General features: G+C 68.2%; 16 protein-coding genes. 7 read left to right on the top strand and 9 right to left on the bottom strand.

Features of this window, described 5'->3' with window-relative positions; translation table 11 throughout:
• The first annotated feature begins 16 nt into the window (after positions 1-16).
• From IEY81_RS18755 to IEY81_RS18745, 3 genes are all read left to right on the top strand, one after another.
• On the top strand, positions 17-964 hold the full coding sequence (locus IEY81_RS18755; RefSeq protein WP_229787990.1) for a sensor histidine kinase: 948 nt from the start codon (positions 17-19) through the stop codon (positions 962-964).
• Entirely contained in the window at positions 961-1,623 is a 663-nt protein-coding gene (locus IEY81_RS18750) for a response regulator (protein ID WP_189120015.1), read from the top strand. Before IEY81_RS18755 ends, IEY81_RS18750 begins: the two co-directional genes overlap by 4 nt.
• A gap of 488 nt (positions 1,624-2,111) precedes the next feature.
• Positions 2,112-3,404, top strand: coding sequence for an HNH endonuclease (locus tag IEY81_RS18745; RefSeq protein WP_189120014.1), 1,293 nt, complete (start codon positions 2,112-2,114; stop codon positions 3,402-3,404).
• Here the strand turns inward: IEY81_RS18745 and IEY81_RS18740 are convergent.
• The gene (locus tag IEY81_RS18740; protein ID WP_189120013.1) at positions 3,386-4,795 is read right to left on the bottom strand and encodes a serine hydrolase domain-containing protein; all 1,410 of its coding nucleotides are present in this window, start codon (positions 4,793-4,795) and stop codon (positions 3,386-3,388) included. The two genes, IEY81_RS18745 and IEY81_RS18740, sit on opposite strands and share 19 nt — an antisense overlap.
• 42 nt (positions 4,796-4,837) lie before the next feature.
• Here IEY81_RS18740 and IEY81_RS18735 point away from each other — a divergent pair, with 42 nt between their 5' ends.
• A complete protein-coding gene (locus IEY81_RS18735; RefSeq protein WP_189120012.1) occupies positions 4,838-5,479 on the top strand; it encodes a TetR/AcrR family transcriptional regulator in 642 nt (213 codons plus the stop codon).
• On the opposite strand, the gene IEY81_RS18730 is transcribed toward IEY81_RS18735, so the two are convergent.
• The 3 genes from IEY81_RS18730 to IEY81_RS18720 are packed head-to-tail and all read right to left on the bottom strand — an operon-like array spanning position 5,461 to position 8,897.
• Positions 5,461-6,252, bottom strand: coding sequence for an alpha/beta fold hydrolase (locus tag IEY81_RS18730; RefSeq protein ID WP_189120011.1), 792 nt, complete (start codon positions 6,250-6,252; stop codon positions 5,461-5,463). The two genes, IEY81_RS18735 and IEY81_RS18730, sit on opposite strands and share 19 nt — an antisense overlap.
• Before the next feature lie 26 nt (positions 6,253-6,278).
• The gene (locus IEY81_RS18725; protein ID WP_189120010.1) at positions 6,279-7,067 is read right to left on the bottom strand and encodes a hypothetical protein; all 789 of its coding nucleotides are present in this window, start codon (positions 7,065-7,067) and stop codon (positions 6,279-6,281) included.
• A 51-nt stretch (positions 7,068-7,118) separates the two neighbouring features.
• Positions 7,119-8,897 carry a 3-hydroxyacyl-CoA dehydrogenase family protein gene (locus IEY81_RS18720; RefSeq protein WP_189120009.1) on the bottom strand — a complete coding sequence of 593 codons (1,779 nt, stop codon included), beginning with the start codon at positions 8,895-8,897 and terminating at the stop codon, positions 7,119-7,121.
• 60 nt (positions 8,898-8,957) lie between these two features.
• On the opposite strand from IEY81_RS18720, the gene IEY81_RS18715 reads away from it, so the two are divergent.
• On the top strand, positions 8,958-9,473 hold the full coding sequence (locus IEY81_RS18715; RefSeq protein ID WP_189120008.1) for an SRPBCC family protein: 516 nt from the start codon (positions 8,958-8,960) through the stop codon (positions 9,471-9,473).
• Between the two features lie 136 nt (positions 9,474-9,609).
• On the opposite strand, the gene IEY81_RS18710 is transcribed toward IEY81_RS18715, so the two are convergent.
• On the bottom strand, positions 9,610-10,776 hold the full coding sequence (locus IEY81_RS18710) for a 3-hydroxyacyl-CoA dehydrogenase family protein (protein ID WP_189120007.1): 1,167 nt from the start codon (positions 10,774-10,776) through the stop codon (positions 9,610-9,612).
• A gap of 88 nt (positions 10,777-10,864) precedes the next feature.
• On the opposite strand from IEY81_RS18710, the gene nucS reads away from it, so the two are divergent.
• The gene (gene nucS, locus IEY81_RS18705) at positions 10,865-11,539 is read left to right on the top strand and encodes an endonuclease NucS (protein ID WP_189120006.1); all 675 of its coding nucleotides are present in this window, start codon (positions 10,865-10,867) and stop codon (positions 11,537-11,539) included.
• Positions 11,540-11,628: 89 nt separating this feature from the next.
• A complete protein-coding gene (locus IEY81_RS18700; RefSeq protein ID WP_189120005.1) occupies positions 11,629-11,898 on the top strand; it encodes a hypothetical protein in 270 nt (89 codons plus the stop codon).
• Positions 11,899-11,901: 3 nt separating this feature from the next.
• Here the strand turns inward: IEY81_RS18700 and IEY81_RS18695 are convergent, their stop codons facing one another.
• The 4 genes from IEY81_RS18695 to IEY81_RS18680 form a co-directional block, all read right to left on the bottom strand.
• Positions 11,902-13,743, bottom strand: coding sequence for a bifunctional metallophosphatase/5'-nucleotidase (locus tag IEY81_RS18695; protein ID WP_189120004.1), 1,842 nt, complete (start codon positions 13,741-13,743; stop codon positions 11,902-11,904).
• A gap of 82 nt (positions 13,744-13,825) precedes the next feature.
• The gene (locus tag IEY81_RS18690; protein WP_189120003.1) at positions 13,826-14,005 is read right to left on the bottom strand and encodes a hypothetical protein; all 180 of its coding nucleotides are present in this window, start codon (positions 14,003-14,005) and stop codon (positions 13,826-13,828) included.
• A 22-nt stretch (positions 14,006-14,027) separates the two neighbouring features.
• Positions 14,028-16,055 carry an ethylmalonyl-CoA mutase gene (locus IEY81_RS18685; protein WP_189120002.1) on the bottom strand — a complete coding sequence of 676 codons (2,028 nt, stop codon included), beginning with the start codon at positions 16,053-16,055 and terminating at the stop codon, positions 14,028-14,030.
• A 95-nt stretch (positions 16,056-16,150) separates the two neighbouring features.
• Positions 16,151-16,459: an STAS domain-containing protein gene (locus IEY81_RS18680; RefSeq protein WP_189120001.1), complete on the bottom strand. Its 309-nt coding sequence runs from the start codon at positions 16,457-16,459 to the stop codon at positions 16,151-16,153.
• Between the last annotated feature and the right edge of the window lie 179 nt (positions 16,460-16,638).

Below are 16,638 nucleotides of genomic sequence, written 5' to 3'. Positions count from 1 at the left end.
ATGTCATGGTGGGGCTATGAGCCATCTACCCCTCTACTGGCGGGTCTGCCTGACCAACGGGACGCTGTTCTGCATCGGCACCCTGGTCCTGGCCCTGTCCCCCGCCCGGGTCTCGGAGCGGGTCCTCGCCTCGGAGGCGATCGTGCTGGCGGTCGGGCTGACCGTGATGGCCACCCTCAACGGCCTCCTCCTGCTGCGCAGCCTGGGCCCGATCGACCGGGTCATCCGCACCATGGACGCCGTCGACCACCTCTCCCCCGAGCAGCGGCTGACCGCCGAGGGCGAGGGGCCCGGCGCCCGCCTGGTGGCCAGCTACAACGCGATGCTCGAGCGGCTCGAGACCGAGCGGAGCACCAGCAACGCCAAGGCGCTCGCCGCCCAGGAGGCCGAGCGGCACCGGATCGCCCAGGAGCTCCACGACGAGGTCGGCCAGTCGCTGACCGTCGTGCTGCTCGGGCTCAAGAGCCTCGAGAGCCAGATCCCGGAGGAGCTGCGTCCCGACCTCGCCGCCGTCCGGGAGTCCGCGCGCACCGGCATCGATGACGTACGCCGCGTGGCCCGGCAGCTGCGGCCCGGGGTGCTCGAGGACCTGGGCCTGCACGCCGCCCTCGCCGCGCTGGCCACCGACGTCAGCGCGGTGGGTCGCACCACCGTACGCCGCACCACCGGCCGCGGCATCCCCGACCTGCCCCAGGACCGCGAGCTCGTGGTCTACCGGGTGGCGCAGGAGGCGCTCACCAACGTCGTCCGCCACGCCAACGCCGCCACTGCCGAGCTGTCGTTGTGCAAGGTCGGCGACCAGGTCGTCCTCACCGTCTCCGACGACGGCCGCGGGGTCGCCGACCTCGTGCCGGGAGCCGGTATCAGCGGCATGCGCGAGCGTGCCCTTCTCGTCGGTGCCGAGCTGAGCGTGACCAGCGAGCCCGGTCGCGGCACCACCGTCCGGCTGGAGGTGCCGTTGTGACTCCCACACCCGCGAAGATCCGCATCCTGCTCGCCGACGACCACACCCTGGTACGCCGCGGCGTACGCCTCATCCTCGACGCCGAGCCCGACCTCGAGGTCGTCGCCGAGGCCGCCGACGGGGCCGAGGCCGTCGCCGCCCTGCGTGACGTCGAGGTCGATCTCGTCATCCTCGACGTCGCCATGCCCCGTCTCACCGGCCTGCAGGCCGCCCGCAGCATCGCCCGGATGCGTACGCCACCCAAGATGCTCATGCTCTCCATGCACGACAACGAGCAGTACTTCTTCGAGGCCCTCAAGGTCGGCGCCAGCGGTTACGTCCTCAAATCCGTCGCCGACGAGGACCTCGTCAACGCCTGCCGCACCGCGATGAACGGCCAGGCCTTCGTCTACCCCGGCGCCATGAGCGCCCTCGTCCGCGACTACCTCGACCGCCTCCACCGCGGCGAGAGCCTCCCCAACAACGTCCTCACCGAGCGCGAGGACGAAGTGCTCAAGCTCATCGCCGAAGGCCACTCGACCCGTGAGATAGCTCGTGAACTGACGATCTCCTACAAGACTGTCGAGCGTCACCGCGAGAACATCCTCGCCAAGCTCGGACTCCGCGACCGGACTCAAGTCACGAGGTACGCCATTCGGGCTGGGCTCATCGAGCCGTAGGTTCTGTGGTCGAGCCTCGGTGGTCGAGCTTGTCGAGACCCCCTTCGCGGACACACCGACCCACCGGAGGTCGAGCCTGTCGAGACCTAGCCCCGGTGGTCGAGCTTGTCGAGACCACCCTGCGTGCGGACATCGGTCAGCGACCGTGTTTTCCGTTCCCAGCTTCGCCGCCGACCCGATCTCCCAGTGTCCCTGCCAATATCGGGGCGGCGGCGAGAGGTGTGGCGCGGGCTCATGGGGCTCCGAAAGAGCCGGCGTTGATTGGGGCAGGGACCCCTCGTCCCCGCTGGTCGAGCCGCCGGAGCCGCAAGGCGAAGGCGTGTCGAGACCAACACAGTCCGTGCCTCGCACGACCACTCTGAGCCCCGGACACCGGAGGTCGAGCTTGTCGAGACCACCCCCTGAACAACAGTCAGATGGCGCTAAAAAGAGGGCTGACCAGGGAAAATAGGTAGCATCGCCACCCGAGTTCGCATATAATGAAACGCATGAACGAGACCCCCGACCAGCTCCTCACCGGACCACCACCAGGTGCGTCCGAGGCAGAGCTGATCGACTGGATCAGCGGTCTCGAAAAACTGAAATGCCGGGCCGAGGCGATCCAAGCCGAGGCAGCAGTACGCCTCCAGGAAGCGACCCGGACGCGGCACCTCGATGCCGGTGTCCCTGCCCGCAAGGTCGGTGACGGTGTCGCCTCCCAGATCGCCCTCGCCCGGCGCGTCTCGCCGGCCAAGGGAGCGAAACTACTGGGACTGGCGAAGATCCTTATCGGCGAGATGCCGCACGCCTTCGCGCTGATGAAGGCAGGCTTGTTCTCTCAATGGCAGGCCACCATCCTCGCCCGCGAGACCGCATGCCTCTCGCTTCAGGATCGCCGGATCATCGACCACGAGCTCTGCGCACGCACGCCCGACGGCGGTGCACCGAGGGTCGTGACGATGGGCCTGCGGCAGCTCGAGAACGCCGCCAAGAAACTTGCCATCGCCCTCGACCAAGAATCTGTCGTGGCTCGCGCAGCGAGCGCGGAGAAGGACCGGCGGGTCAGCCTGCGGCCCGCATCCGACACGATGACCTGGCTCGGAGCACTACTCCCCGTCAAGGACGGCGTCGCCGTCTTCGCCGCCCTCGATCAAGCAGCCAAGGCCGCCCAAGCCGCCGGCGACCCGCGCACCCGAGGCCAGGTCATGGCCGACACCCTCGTCAACCGCGTCACCGGCCGCGAGACCGGCGCGAAACCGAAGACCGAGGTCAAGATCGTCATGACCGCCAACTCGCTCACCAACAACGCCGACCAGCCCGCCATCGTCGAGGGCTACGGCCCCGTCCCCGAGGCCTGGGCGCGCGAGAATCTCACCGACGTCGAGATCTTCGTGCGCCGCCTGCTCACCGACCCCGCAGGCCGACTCATCGCCATGGAGTCACGATCGAGGAAGGCGCCCGACGGGCTGGCCGAGTTCATCGCCACCCGCGATGAAGGCATCTGCCGCACCAACGGCTGCGACGCTCCGATCCGCAACATCGACCACATCGAACGCTACGCAGACGGCGGCAACACAGCGGTCGACAACCTTCAAGGCCTGTGCGAGAGATGCAACCAGGCCAAGGATTCGAGGGGTTGGCGATCACGGCCGAGCCCGGACGGCAGCATCACCACCATCACCCCGACAGGCCATGAATACACCAGCCCACCACCAGACACCTGGCGACCAGGCCCACCACCGCTCTCGCCGGCAGAGATCAGGCTCCGCGACATGCTCCTCGACTACAGCCTCGCGGCCTGATCCCGACGACTCTGCGCCCGCGAAGAAGGTCGCGGGCGAGCAGCAAACGATGCTGCCGCCACGAGCATCGTTGCGCAGCTCACCGCAATCCCGACCGCGAGATCGGGCAGCCAGGTGATCACGAATCGGAGCGATCCGCCGAACAAGACCAGTAGCAACGTCAGGGCCGCCGCGAGCACGGCAGCCACCACCGCCCCGGCCCGGCGGAGCCACGTCGAGCGAGGACGGCGACGAGCGACCAGTGCGAGAACCGCACCGACCGAGGCCAGCCCGACCAAGGCCCAGGGAGCTGACGAGAGGAGCGGGTCGCCTGGCTCGACGTCTGCAGAACCACCACGGGCGATCTCGTCGATGTCTACGGCTGCGGCGGTGAGGCTCGGGGCGCGGCTCTCGGCGTAGGAGTTGGCCAGGACGATCACGGCGCGATCGTCATCGGGTATCAGCGAGACGTGAGCGAAGTAGCCAGGCGTGGCTCCGGTGTGGTGGACACGGCGGCGTTCACCGTCGTCGATGCTCCAACCGAAGCCGTAGCCGCGCTTGGTGCCGGTGACCTCCTGGATCTTCCAAGCCTCGGACTCGAGCCCTACGGGAAGGACTTCGCCGGCCAGCAGAGCCTGGGCGTAGGCGGTGAGATCGTCGAGGGTGGAGGCCACATAGCCGTACGGTGCACCGGACTCGTCGAAGCCGGGGTCGTAGGCGCGCGCCCTCCCCCACCACAGGCGATGGCCGGGCGGGAGGGACTCGGCGCCGTCGGCTTCGGCCGTCGTGGCCGTCATGCCGAGCGACGCGAAGACCGACTCGTCGACAACGGTGCCGAACGGGCGACCCGTCACCTCCTCGACCAACGCTCCCAGGACGAGGTAGTCGGCACTGTTATAGGCGTACTCCCCCGGAGTGCCGTGGTGCTCGAGATCGGCGACGGCTCGGCGCAGTGCGCCCGGCTCGTTGTCGTAGCGTTCGGAGACCGCCAGGCCGTCGGCTGCGGTGAAGCCGGCCGTGTGGGTGAGCAGTTGACGTACGGTCGTGCTCGGCAGATCGCCCGAGGGCAGATGCTTGCCGATCGGGTCGTCGAGGCTGATCCGACCCTCCGCGGCGAGGTCCAGGACCAGCTTGCTGGTGAACGTCTTGGCGATCGACCCCACCAAGAACGGCGTCTCGGGCGAGACCGCGTCGCCGTCGCCGTCCTCACCCGAGACGTACGTCTCCACCCCCTCGCCGTCGATGACCGCGACCGCCGCTCCGGGCACGCCGTTGGCCTCGCGCCAGCTCTCGACGTACGCCTCGACGTCGCTGCTCACCTCTCCTCCGGCGACTGCCCCGGACGACGCAGGTGTGGCCATACCCACCACGGCGGCCGCCCAGCCGACCACCAGAACGCGAAGAAGATGCATGCCGACACAATAACCATATGACTATATGGTTATCATCTGAATATGCCCCGGATCGCCGACCACGACGCCCGTCGAGCCCAGATCACCTCAGGCGTACGCGCCCTGGCACTCGAGTCCGGCCTCGGCTCGGTGACCGTGGCGAAGACGGCCAAGGCTGCAGGCGTCTCGGTTGGGCTCGTGCAGCACTACTACGACTCCAAGGAGTCGCTGCTCGCGGACACCCTGAGCCGCCTGCTGACCGACATCGAGCGCCGGGTCGACCGGGCGATCGCGCGGGCGGAGGGCGACCACGCCCGCATCGAGCACATGCTCGGCGCGGGGCTGCTGGAGCTGCTGCCTCTGACCCCCGCGCGGCGGGACGAGGCCTACCTACGCCATGCCTTCGTGGGCCTCGCGCTCGACAATCCCACCCTGGCCGAGCACCAGCGCGCCTTCGACCACCGCCTCCGCGACCGGATCGCGCAGGGTGTGCGGAACGGGTTCGAGTGCGGGGAGGTCTGGCCGGAGACCGACAGCCTGCTGGAGAGCGAGACGGCCTTCGCGCTCACCCAGGGCCTCACCCTTCGTCTCCTCATCGATCCCGACGACGTCCTCCGCTATCACGCAACAGCCGCGATCGAGGCTCGCCTGCGCGACGTCTTCGCCGGACCGTGCTCGCGCGAGACTCAGTCGCCGAGAAACTGACGCAGCGCCGCCATGAAGGTCTCCGGCTTCTCGGAGTGGACCCAGTGGCCGGCACCCTTGATCGTCACCTTGCGGTAGCGCGGGAACCACTCCTTCATCGCCGGCGCATACTCGTCGGTGACGTAGTTCGACCGCTCCCCCGCGAGCCACAGCACGGGCCCGTCGTACGGCTCGTAGGCCTTCAGCTCGTCGGCCGGCCAGTCGCCGATGCGCTCGAGATCACGGCCGAGCACGGGGAGGTTCATCGCCCAGCGCCAGCCGTCGCCGTCGCGGCGCAGGTTCTGCAGCAGGAAGCCGCGGATGGTGGCGTCGGGCACCGCCTCCCGCATCGCGGCGTCCGCCTCCTCACGCCGGGTGATGCTGTCCAGGTCGATGCTCTGCATCGCCTCGACATAGGTGCTGAAGCCGCCGACCCGCTCGTAGACGACCGGCGACATGTCGGCGACGACGAGCTTCTCGACCAGCTCGGGGCGGGTGATCGCGAGCAACATCGCGACCTTGCCGCCCATCGAGTGACCGACGACGGTGGCCGGGTCGCCGGCCCCGTCACCAGTGGAGAGCAGCTCGGCGACGGCTGCGGTCATCTCGAGGTAGTCGAAGGAGTCCGGGTGCGGTGAGCGGCCGTGATGGGGCAGGTCGACCAGGGTGACGCGGTGCTTGTCGGCCAGCTGCTTGCCGAGCGTGTTCCAGTTGCGGCCCTGGCCGAAGAGTCCGTGCAGGAAGACGACCCGGCTGCCGCTCTCACCGAGCTCGAGCGTATGGAGTGATGACACCTGGAAAGCGTACGGGAGCCGGTGATCTAGAAGTCGAAGCCGTCGAAGAAGTCGCCGATGCCGTCGCCGATCCCGCCGAACGCGTCGCCGATCCCCTCGCCGATGCCGCCGATCGCCTCGCCCATGCCCTCGCCGATCTCACCGAAGGCGTCGAAGCCGCCGAACGCGCTGAACATCAGGCCGGCGAACATCCAGTCCATCGGCGAGAAGGCGCCGAAGTAGCCGGCGGCGTAGGGACGGTACGCAGGGCCGCCCTGCCAGTAGGGAACGCGCTCGTTGCCGACCATCACCTTGCGGGTGTCGGGCTCGGCCCCGACCTTGACCCGCTCGGCGTCGAGCGCACAGGCGGGTACGTCGCGGGTGGTGCCGCCCGGCGGCGCCCAGGCCACGTCCTCGACCGAGAGCCCGTGGCGGGGGTCGAAGAAGCACGGCGGGCGGCGCTTGGGAAGCGGCTCGCCGGCGACCCGCGCCTCGACGCACGCGATCGCGTAGCGGCCGTCCTCGACGATCGTCGTGATCTTCTTGACGTCCTCGGGAGCGGTCATCTTGTCGACGGTGCGCTTGGCCGTCTCGTACTCGTCCAGCGCACGCTGATAGTCGGCGTTGGCGCCCTCGTCGAGCTCCTTGCCGGCCATGTCGAGGTCGAGCTTCTGCAGCTCCTCACCGAACGCGGTGACGTCCTCGAAGGCGAGCTGCTTGACCGGCTCGAGCTCAGCGCGCTGCCGTTCCAGCGCTCGCGCCTGCGAGCGCTTGTTGGTCACTACCACGGTCCCGATCACCGCGACGACGATGAGAAGTGCGATCAGAAGTCCCACGTCTTCAGCGTACTGACCTGCTGGTCGAGCCCGTTCTGCTCGGGATTCGGCTCAGGAGTAGTCGCGGAACCCCTTGCCGGTCTTGCGACCGAGGTAGCCGGCAGTGACCAGATGCTCCAGCAGCGGCGCGGGCGCGAAGCCCGGCTCGCGGAACTCGAGGTAGAGCTCGCGCTCGATGGCGAGCGAGACGTCGTTGCCGACCACGTCGAGGAGCTCGAACGGCCCCATCGGCAGCGCGCAGCCGAGCTTCATCGCGGTGTCGATGTCGTCGGCGGTCGCGTAGTGGCCCTCGAGCATCTTGACCGCGTCGTTGAGGTAGGGGAAGAGCAGCGCGTTGACGATGAACCCGGCGCGGTCACCGCACGAGACCGGGGACTTGCCGACGTCGGCGCACAGCGCCCGGACCGTCTCGGCGACCTCTTCGTCGGTGGTGACCGTGGAGACGACCTCGACCAGCTTCATCACCGGGGCGGGGTTGAAGAAGTGCATCCCGACGACGTCGGCAGGCCGCTTGGTCACCCGGGCCAGCTCGATGACAGGGAGGCTCGACGTCGTCGTGGCCAGGATCGCGCCGGGCTTGCAGATGTCGTCGAGGTTCTCGAAGAGCGTGGTCTTGATGCCGAGGTCCTCGGCGATCGCCTCCACCACGATGTCCACGTCGGCGAGGTCGTCCAGGGAGGTGGTGCCGGTCAGCCGGCCGAGGATCTCCGGCTTGGCCGACTCCTCCAGCTTGCCGCGTCCGATCGCCTTGTCGAGGCTCTTGGTGATCCGCGCCGCGACGGCGTCGACCTTGTCCTGGCTCCGCCCGACGTACGTCACGTCGTAGCCGCCCTTGGCGAAGACCTCCACGATGCCGGAGGCCATCGTGCCGGTGCCGACGACGCCGACCTTCCGGATCGGGCGGCGCAACTCGTGGGTGGCGTCGGCGCTCGGGGTGAGCGCGTCGGGCACCACGACCGGTGAGTCGGGCGCCTCGTAGGTGTAGAAGCCGCGGCCCGACTTCCGCCCGAGCATCCCGGCGGTGACCATCTGTTTGAGGATCGGGCTCGGCGCGTGGAGCCGGTCGCGACCCTGCCGGTACATCGTGTCGAGGATCTCGTAGGAGGTGTCCAGACCGATCAGGTCGAGCAGCGCGAGCGGCCCCATCGGGTAGCCGCAGCCCAGCCGCATCGCGGTGTCGATGTCCTCGCGGGTGGCATAGCGGCCCTCGAACATCGAGACGGCGTGGTTGAGGTAGCCGAAGAGCAGCGCGTTGGCGATGAAGCCCGCCCGGTCGCCGCAGACCACCGGTGACTTGCCGAGCTTGCCGACGACCTCGCGGGCGTCGTCGAGCACGTCGGGCTCGGTCACCACGGTGCGTACGATCTCGACGAATTTCTGCACCGGCGCCGGGTTGAAGAAGTGCACGCCGACGACGCGCCCGGGGTGCTTGGACGCGGTCGAGATCTCGGTGACCGACAACGAGGAAGTGTTGGTCGCCAGGATGGTCTCGGGCGCCACGATGTCGTCGAGGCTGGAAAGGATCGTCTTCTTCAGGTCCAGCGACTCCACGACCGCCTCGACGACCATGTCGACGTCCTTGAGCGCGGTCAGGTCGGTGGCGAAGGAGATCCGGCCGAGCAGCGCCTCCTGCTCCTCCTCGCTGAGCTTGCCGCGCTTGACCGCACGGCCGGTCGAGTGGGCCAGGTGCTCCTTGCCGCGCTCGAGGCCGTCGTCGTCGCGCTCGACCCCGACGACGGTGAACCCGTTGCGGGCGAACACCTCGGCGATCCCCGCACCCATGGTGCCCAGGCCGACGACTCCGACTGTCTCGATGGCGCGTTCACTCATGCTGGCATCCTGCCACGATGCCCTCCTGGACACGCCCGGATGCCGCTAGATTCAGCCGCCGTGACCGACCAGACCCAGACCCCGCCCCAAGACACGACACCGACCGCCGAGCGCATCGAGGCCGAGCGCATCATCCCCGCCTCCCCCGCCGACATCTTCGCCGTGCTCACCGACCCCGACGGCCACGTCGCCATCGACGCCTCCGGGATGCTCCAGTCGGCCGAGGGCATCCCGGTCAGCGCGGTCGGCGACCGCTTCGTCGTGCACATGGACCGCGAGGCCCTCGGCGACTACCCGATGGGCAAGTACGACGTCACCGTGATCATCACCCGCCTCGAGCCGGCTCGCGCGATCGAGTGGACCATCGACGGCACCATCAAGCCGCCCATCGGCCACCGCTTCGGCTACGCGCTGGAGCAGCTCGACTCCGGCGACACCCGCGTCACCTCGTACTGCGACTGGTCCACCGCCCTCCCCGAGTGGAAGCCGATCTTCCCGGTCATCGACCAGAAGTCCATCCGCGCCACGCTCGGCATCCTGGACCGAGCCGTACGCCGCGGCTACCCCCGCCCCTGACACCCCGCCGAGGCGTCACTTCTGTCGGCCGAGACGGCAGAAATGCAGATCGAGTCGTCACCAGTGGTGACGACTCGATCTGCGTAAGTGACTTCTCGGCCGACAGAAGAGACGTCTCGGCCGGAGGGGTCTCGGCTCAGTAGGTGTGGAAGCCCTCGCCGGTCTTGCGGCCGAGCTTGCCCTCCTCGACCTTCTGGACCAGGAGCGGCGCCGGGTCGAAGCCGGGCTCGTCGAACTCGTTGCGGAGCTCGGTCTGGATGGCGAGCGAGACGTCGTTGCCGACCACGTCGAGCAGCTCGAACGGGCCCATCGGGAAGCCCGCCGACTCCTTGATCGCGGCGTCGATGTCGGCCATCGCGACACCGGACTCGTGCAGCTTGACCGCGTCGTTGAGGTAGGGGAAGAGCAGCGCGTTGACGATGAAGCCGGAGCGGTCGCCGCAGGAGACCGGGACCTTCTTCACCGCGGTGGACAGCGCGCGTACGGTCTCGTCGACCTCGGGCGAGGTGAGGTCGGTGGTGACGACCTCGACCAGCTTCATGACGGGGGCCGGGTTGAAGAAGTGCATCCCGATGACGTCGCCGGGGCGCGAGGTGACCTTGGCGAGCTCGGTGATCGGCATCGAGCTGGTCGTCGTGGCGAGGATGGCGCCAGACTTGGCGATCCGGTCCAGGTCGCGGAAGAGCTCGGTCTTGATGTCGAGGTCCTCGGCGATGCCCTCGACGATCAGGTCGGCCTGACCGAGGTCCTCGCGCGAGGTGCTGCCGGTGAGACGGCCGAGCACGGCGGCCTTGGTCTCCTCGTCGGAGCGGCCCTTCGCGATGGCCTTGTCGAGCGACTTGGTGATCCCGGCGACGACCCCGTCGAGCTTCTCCTGCGAGCGGCCGACGAAGATCACGTCGTAGCCGGCCTGGGCGAAGACCTGGACGATGCCGGAGGCCATCGTGCCGGTGCCGACCACGCCGACCTTCTCGATCGTGTGGCGCAGCTCAGGGGCGGCTGCGTCGCCCCCACCCGTCGCAGTGAACGAGCCGGACTCGTCGGAGACCTTGGTGAGCAGGTCGGCCGGCTTGTGGAGGTTGTCGCCGGTCTCCTCGAAGCGGGCGAGCAGCGCGTCGCGTACGGCCGAGGGACCGATCTCGTCGACCGCGGTCAGCGGCCCCTTCGGGTAGCCGCAGCCGAAGCGCATGGCGTTGTCGATGTCGGTGGCGGTGGCGTAGCCGGACTCGAGCATGCGGATGGCGTGGTTGAGGTAGGGCAGCACGAGCACGTCGTGGATGGAACTCTGAGTCGAAGCCGTCATGCGACGGAAGACTGCCAAATTTATTACCCATGAGTAACCCCTGGTGGCGTGACGCTGCTCACATGGAGCGATGCGATACGTTCTCCCGGTGAGACTCGTCGTTGCCACCTGCCAGGTCGACTACGCGGGGCGGCTCACCGCCCACCTCCCGATGGCCACCCGAGTGATGATGCTCAAGGCCGACGGATCGGTGCTGGTCCACTCCGACGGCGGCTCCTACAAGCCGCTCAACTGGATGTCGCCGCCGTGCACCCTCTCCGAGGGCAAGTCCGACGACGGTCGCGTCGAGTGGACGGTCACCAGCAAGACCGGCGACACCCTGCGTATCCTGATCGACGAGATCCACCACGAGTCCTCCCACGAGCTCGGCATCGACCCGGGCCTGCAGAAGGACGGCGTCGAGAAGCACCTCCAAGAGCTCCTCGCCGAGCACCCGGCGACCCTGGGCGAAGGCCTGACCCTGGTACGCCGGGAGTACCCGACCGCGATCGGGCCGGTCGATCTGATGTGCCGTGACGCCGACGGGAAGTCGGTCGCGGTGGAGATCAAGCGGCGCGGCGAGATCGACGGCGTCGAGCAGCTGACCCGTTACCTCGAGCTGCTCAACCGCGACCCGCTGCTGGCTCCGGTACGCGGCATCTTCGCCGCTCAGGCGATCAAGCCGCAGGCCCGCGTGCTCGCCGAGGACCGCGGGATCACGTGCGCGATCGTCGACTACGACGCGCTGCGCGGGCTGGACGATCCGACCGAGAGACTCTTCTGACCAACAGTTGGTGCACGGTCGGTCAAGTTCACGTGGGCGAAACACCATTCCTTACTTTTCGCATGGAATAGCGTGACAAGATTCACGCCATGTCCATGAACTACTCGGGGCATGGCGTTGGGGGCCGCCTGTCCGTGAGCGACGTCGAGGCGATCATGATCGACCTGTTGACGATGCAGCAGATGCACACGGCAGAGTTCCATGCGATCAAGAGCCGGATGGAGCGCTCGGACGCGTCCATCGACAGCGTCAACGCGCGGTTGGACAGCATGGAGCGGCGGCTGGACGATCTGCTGATCTCGATGAGTCAGCTGCTCAACTGGATCAGCCCGAACGAGTCGTCCCGCCGCCGCGCCTGAGCGCTACTCGACCGTGATCGGCTCGCCGCCCGAGACCAGGCGCCAGTCGACCGAGGCGAAGGCCTCCGGGTCGATGATCTGGTTGGCGGTCACCCAGTCGATGAGCAGCTGCCGGATCTCGACCTGCTGGTTGTAGACCACCGGGGCGTCGGTGACGTGCGGGAAGCCGCCGCCGCCGGACTGGCGGTAGTTGTTGACCGCGAGCACGAACTCCTGCTCGTCGGTGACCGCCGCGCCGTCGTAGGCGAGGTTCATGATCCGCGAGCCGACCGCCTGGGCGATGTCGATGTCGTAGGTCAGCGCGGCGTCGAGGCCACCGATCGTGTCGTAGTTGTAGTCCGGCGTGCCGTTGGGCGCGGTGTCGGTCGGCGCGTTGGTCACGTCGTCGATCGGGAACGGTCCGGTGCCGCTCACCTGCTTGAAGTAGCGAGCGGTGAACTCCAGGTAGTCCTTGAGCTGGGCGCCGGTGATGCGCACCGCCATCAGCGTGTTGTCGTAGATGTAGAGACCGGCCACGTCGCGTACGGTCACCTCGCCCGCAGGGAAGGAGGCGGCACGGCTGAACGGCGCGGCGATCGAGATCACCGGCAGGTCGGCGTCGGAGCCGGTGAGCGCTGCCTTGACCGCGTCGGCCTGGACGTAGTTGACGAAGTCGATGATCGGCACGTCCTCGACGACCGCACGAGCGGCCAGCATCTCCACCGCGGAGGTGCCGACGACCGAGTTGACGTAGGCGATGACCGCGTCGTGCTGCTCCTGCACGGCGGCGACGACCTTCGGGTCGGGGTCGACGGTGTTGGAGTTGAGCGTCTGCGAGGTCGCCGACTCCAGGACCCAGCGCGGCCGGCCGTGGCCCTTCTCGCGGCGTACGACCAGGTCCATCACGGAGACGCGCATGCCCCAGTAGAGCGGCTCGGTCAGCAGCACCTTCTGGCCGGTCTCGGCGTTGGTGACGAAGCGCTCGGTGATCTCGCGGTGCGCGTGGCCGACGAGGATCGCGTCGACGCCCGGCACCTCCTCGGCGACCAGCGTCGCTGCGTTCTCGGTCGGCAGCTCGTCGCCGTAGGAGCTGGAGGTGTCGGCACCGGAGTGGGCGCTGATGATGACCAGGTCGCAGCCGGCCTTCTTCAGCTCGGGGACGAAGATCTTGGCCTGCTCGACCAGCCCGGGGAACTCCATCTTCCCCTCGACGTTGGCCTTGTCCCAGATCGCGATGCCGGGGTTGGTCAGCCCGAGCACACCGACCTTCAGGCGACGGCCGCGGCCGAGGTCGTAGTCCTTGATGATGTAGGGAGGGAAGACCGGGAGCTTGGTCGAGGGGTCGACGGCGTTGGCGCCGAGCAGCGGGAAGTTCACCTGCTCCTCGAACTTCCGGAGCGTGTCGATGCCGTAGTTGAACTCGTGGTTGCCGAGCGCGGCCGCGTCGTAGCCGACCAGGTTCATCGCGTTGGCCATCGGGTGGGTCGGCCCGCCGGTGATCGGGTCGATCCGGGCGTAGTAGTAGGCCAGCGGGGTGCCCTGGAGCGTGTCACCGGCGTCGATGGTGAGGATCGGCTCGCCGTGACGCTCCTCGCGGACGGCGTCGATCAGCGTCTTGACCTTCGCGACGCCGATCTCGTCACCGGTGCTGTTCGAGAACTCGGCGTTCTTGTAGTAGTCCCAGCTGAAGACGTTGCCGTGCAGGTCGGTCGTCCCGATGACGGTCAGCCGGGCGCTGTCGCCAGGCTTGCCCGGCTTGCCGGGCTTGCCCGCGTACGCCGGGGTGGCGGTGTAGCCGGCTGCTCCCAGCGCCGCGGCGCCGGTGACAGCGCCGGACAGGACAGATCGGCGGGTGGCGTGAGGCATCGGTAACGTCCTTGCACGAGTAGGTAATCGACTGCAAGGCAATTCCTACCACTTCGCTGGGGACTTGGCGCCCCCTTTCCGGTCAAGCGGCCAGATGCTTCTTCTTGACCGGCTTGCCGTCGAGGGTGACCAGACGACGCTTCTTGACCGTCATCCCTTCGGGCAGGGTGCCCTCCTCGAGCATGCGGATCGGACAGCGCTTGCAGCGCGGCTTCGACACGCAGCACTCCCGCTTCGGAGGCTTGCTCTTCTTCTTACCCACGCCCGAAGGGTAACCGCCGTCCTCAGGCCAGGCCGTTGGCCTTGCGGACGACCTCGACGATGTCGGCCATGATCTCGGTGAGGCTGAAGTCCTTGGGCGTGTAGACCGCCGCGACGCCCGACCCGATCAGCGCCTTGGCGTCCGACTCGGGCACGATGCCGCCCACGATGACGGGTACGTCACCGAGGCCTGCCTCACGCAGGCCCTCGACCACCGAGGGCACGAGCGACATGTGGGAGCCGGAGAGGATGGACAGCCCGACCACGTGTACGTCCTCGGCGACCGCCGCGGCGACGATCTGCTCCGGGGTGAGCCGGATGCCCTGGTAGATGACCTCGAAGCCGGCGTCGCGGGCCCGGACGGCGACCTGCTCGGCGCCGTTGGAGTGACCGTCGAGACCCGGCTTGCCGACGAGCATGCGCAGCTTGACGCCGAGCTCCTCGCCGGTGGCCTTGACCCGGTCGCGTACCGCCGCCAGCTCGGCGCCGGCCTCGGCCGCGCCGACGGCGCCGGAGACGCCCGTGGGGGCCCGGAACTCGCCGAAGACCTCGCGCAGGGTGCCGGCCCACTCCCCCGTCGTCGCGCCCGCACGGGCAGCGGCCAGGGTGGCCTCCATCAGGTTGGCGTCGGTCTTGGCGGCGGCGGCGAGCGCGGCCAGCGCCTCGGAGACGGCTGCCTCGTCGCGCTCGGCCTTCCAGGCCTCGAGGGAGGCCTTGGCGGCCTCCTCGGCGCGCGGGTCGGCGACCATGATCGCGGCGTCCAGGTCGGCGGTCAGCGGCGAGGGCTCGGTGGTCGTGAACTTGTTGACGCCCACGATGATCTCCTCGCCCGACTCGATCGCAGCGCGACGGCGGGCGTGGGAGGAGACCAGCTCGGACTTCATGTAACCGCTGTCGACCGCAGCGATCGCACCGCCCATCGCCTGAACCCGGTCGATCTCCTCCTTGGCGCCGGCGACGAGCTCGGCGACCTTGGCCTCGACGACCGGCGAGCCGTCGAAGAGGTCGCCGTACTCGAGCAGGTCGGACTCGTAGGCGAGCACCTGCTGCAGCCGCAGCGACCACTGCTGGTCCCACGGACGCGGCAGGCCGAGCGCCTCGTTCCAGGCGGGCAGCTGCACCGCGCGGGCCCGCGCGTTCTTGGAGAGCGTCACCGCGAGCATCTCGAGCACGATGCGCTGGACGTTGTTCTCCGGCTGAGCCTCGGTCAGGCCGAGGGAGTTGACCTGCACGCCGTAACGGAACCGGCGCATCTTCGGGTCCTCGACACCGTAGCGCTCGCGGGTGATCTCGTCCCACAGCTCGACGAAGGCGCGCATCTTGCACATCTCCTCGACGAACCGCACACCTGCGTTGACGAAGAACGAGATCCGGCCGACGACCTTGCCGAAGTCCTCCTCGGAGACCTGGCCGGAGGCCTTGACCGCGTCGAGCACGGAGATGGCGGTGCACATCGAGTAGGCGATCTCCTGCACCGGCGTCGCGCCGGCCTCCTGCAGGTGGTAGCTGCAGATGTTGATCGGGTTCCACTTCGGGATCTGGTGGACCGTGTAGGCGATCATGTCGCTGATCAGCCGCAGGGAGTGCTCCGGCGGGAAGACGTACGTCCCCCGGGAGAGGTATTCCTTGATGATGTCGTTCTGGGTGGTGCCGGCGAGCTTGGCGGCCACCTCGGCCGGGTCCATGCCGGGGTTCTGCTCCTCGGCGGCGACCTGATACATCGCGAGCAGCCACATCGCGGTCGCGTTGATCGTCATCGAGGTGTTCATCTCGGTGAGCGGGATCTGGTCGAAGAGCTTGCGCATCTCGCCCATGTGCATGATCGGCACACCCACCTTGCCGACCTCGCCGCGCGCGAGGGTGCTGTCGGGGTCGTAGCCGGTCTGCGTGGGCAGGTCGAAGGCGACCGACAGTCCGGTCTGACCCTTGGCCAGGTTGGTGCGGTAGAGCTGGTTGGACGCCTCGGCCGTCGAGTGGCCGGCGTACGTCCGCATCAACCAAGAGCGATCCTTCGCCGGGCGGCTCTTCTCGGAAGGCGTGGTGTCCGTCATAGAAGGCATGCTAGCCCTTCGGTTACCACTCAGTAACCACGTCCAGTGTGGAAAATCCCACTCCCTTTACCCGCGCCGCCACCTGCGTCGAGCGGCTAGGCGATGAGCGGGGACCTCTCCACGTCGAGGACCCGGTAGAGGCGGGAGAGGTGGAGCATCCGGCGCACTGCCGGGGTGCAGCCCTGCAGGATGAGATGGCGACCCTCGGCGCGCGCCTGGCGGGTGGCGACGGCGAGCAGCTTCAAGGCGGTCAGGTCGGCGTTGTCGACCTCGGAGAAGTCGAGGACGACGTCGCCCTCGACCGTGGCGAGATGGTCGTAGATGACGCTCCGAGCCATCCAGGTGCTGCGTACGTCGAAGTCCCCGCTGAACACCAGCGTCGGCCCGTCGATCACGATCTCCATGTCCTGCCTCCATTTCCCGCGATGGGGTACCCCTGGACAGAATTTTCACGCCTCGAACAGCGCTCCCTCTTGCCCACTATGACGCGTGGCACATTCAATTGGTTGCACCTCATGCGCCTCATTCGTCACTTTTGTCACTATTTCCTGTCGATCGACCACGATCGGCGGGACGGAGGCCG

It is taken from the genome of Nocardioides luteus, from assembly GCF_014648595.1.
GTDB classification, from domain to species: Bacteria; Actinomycetota; Actinomycetes; order Propionibacteriales; family Nocardioidaceae; genus Nocardioides; species Nocardioides luteus.
This window is presented reverse-complemented; position numbering and strand designations above follow the sequence as displayed.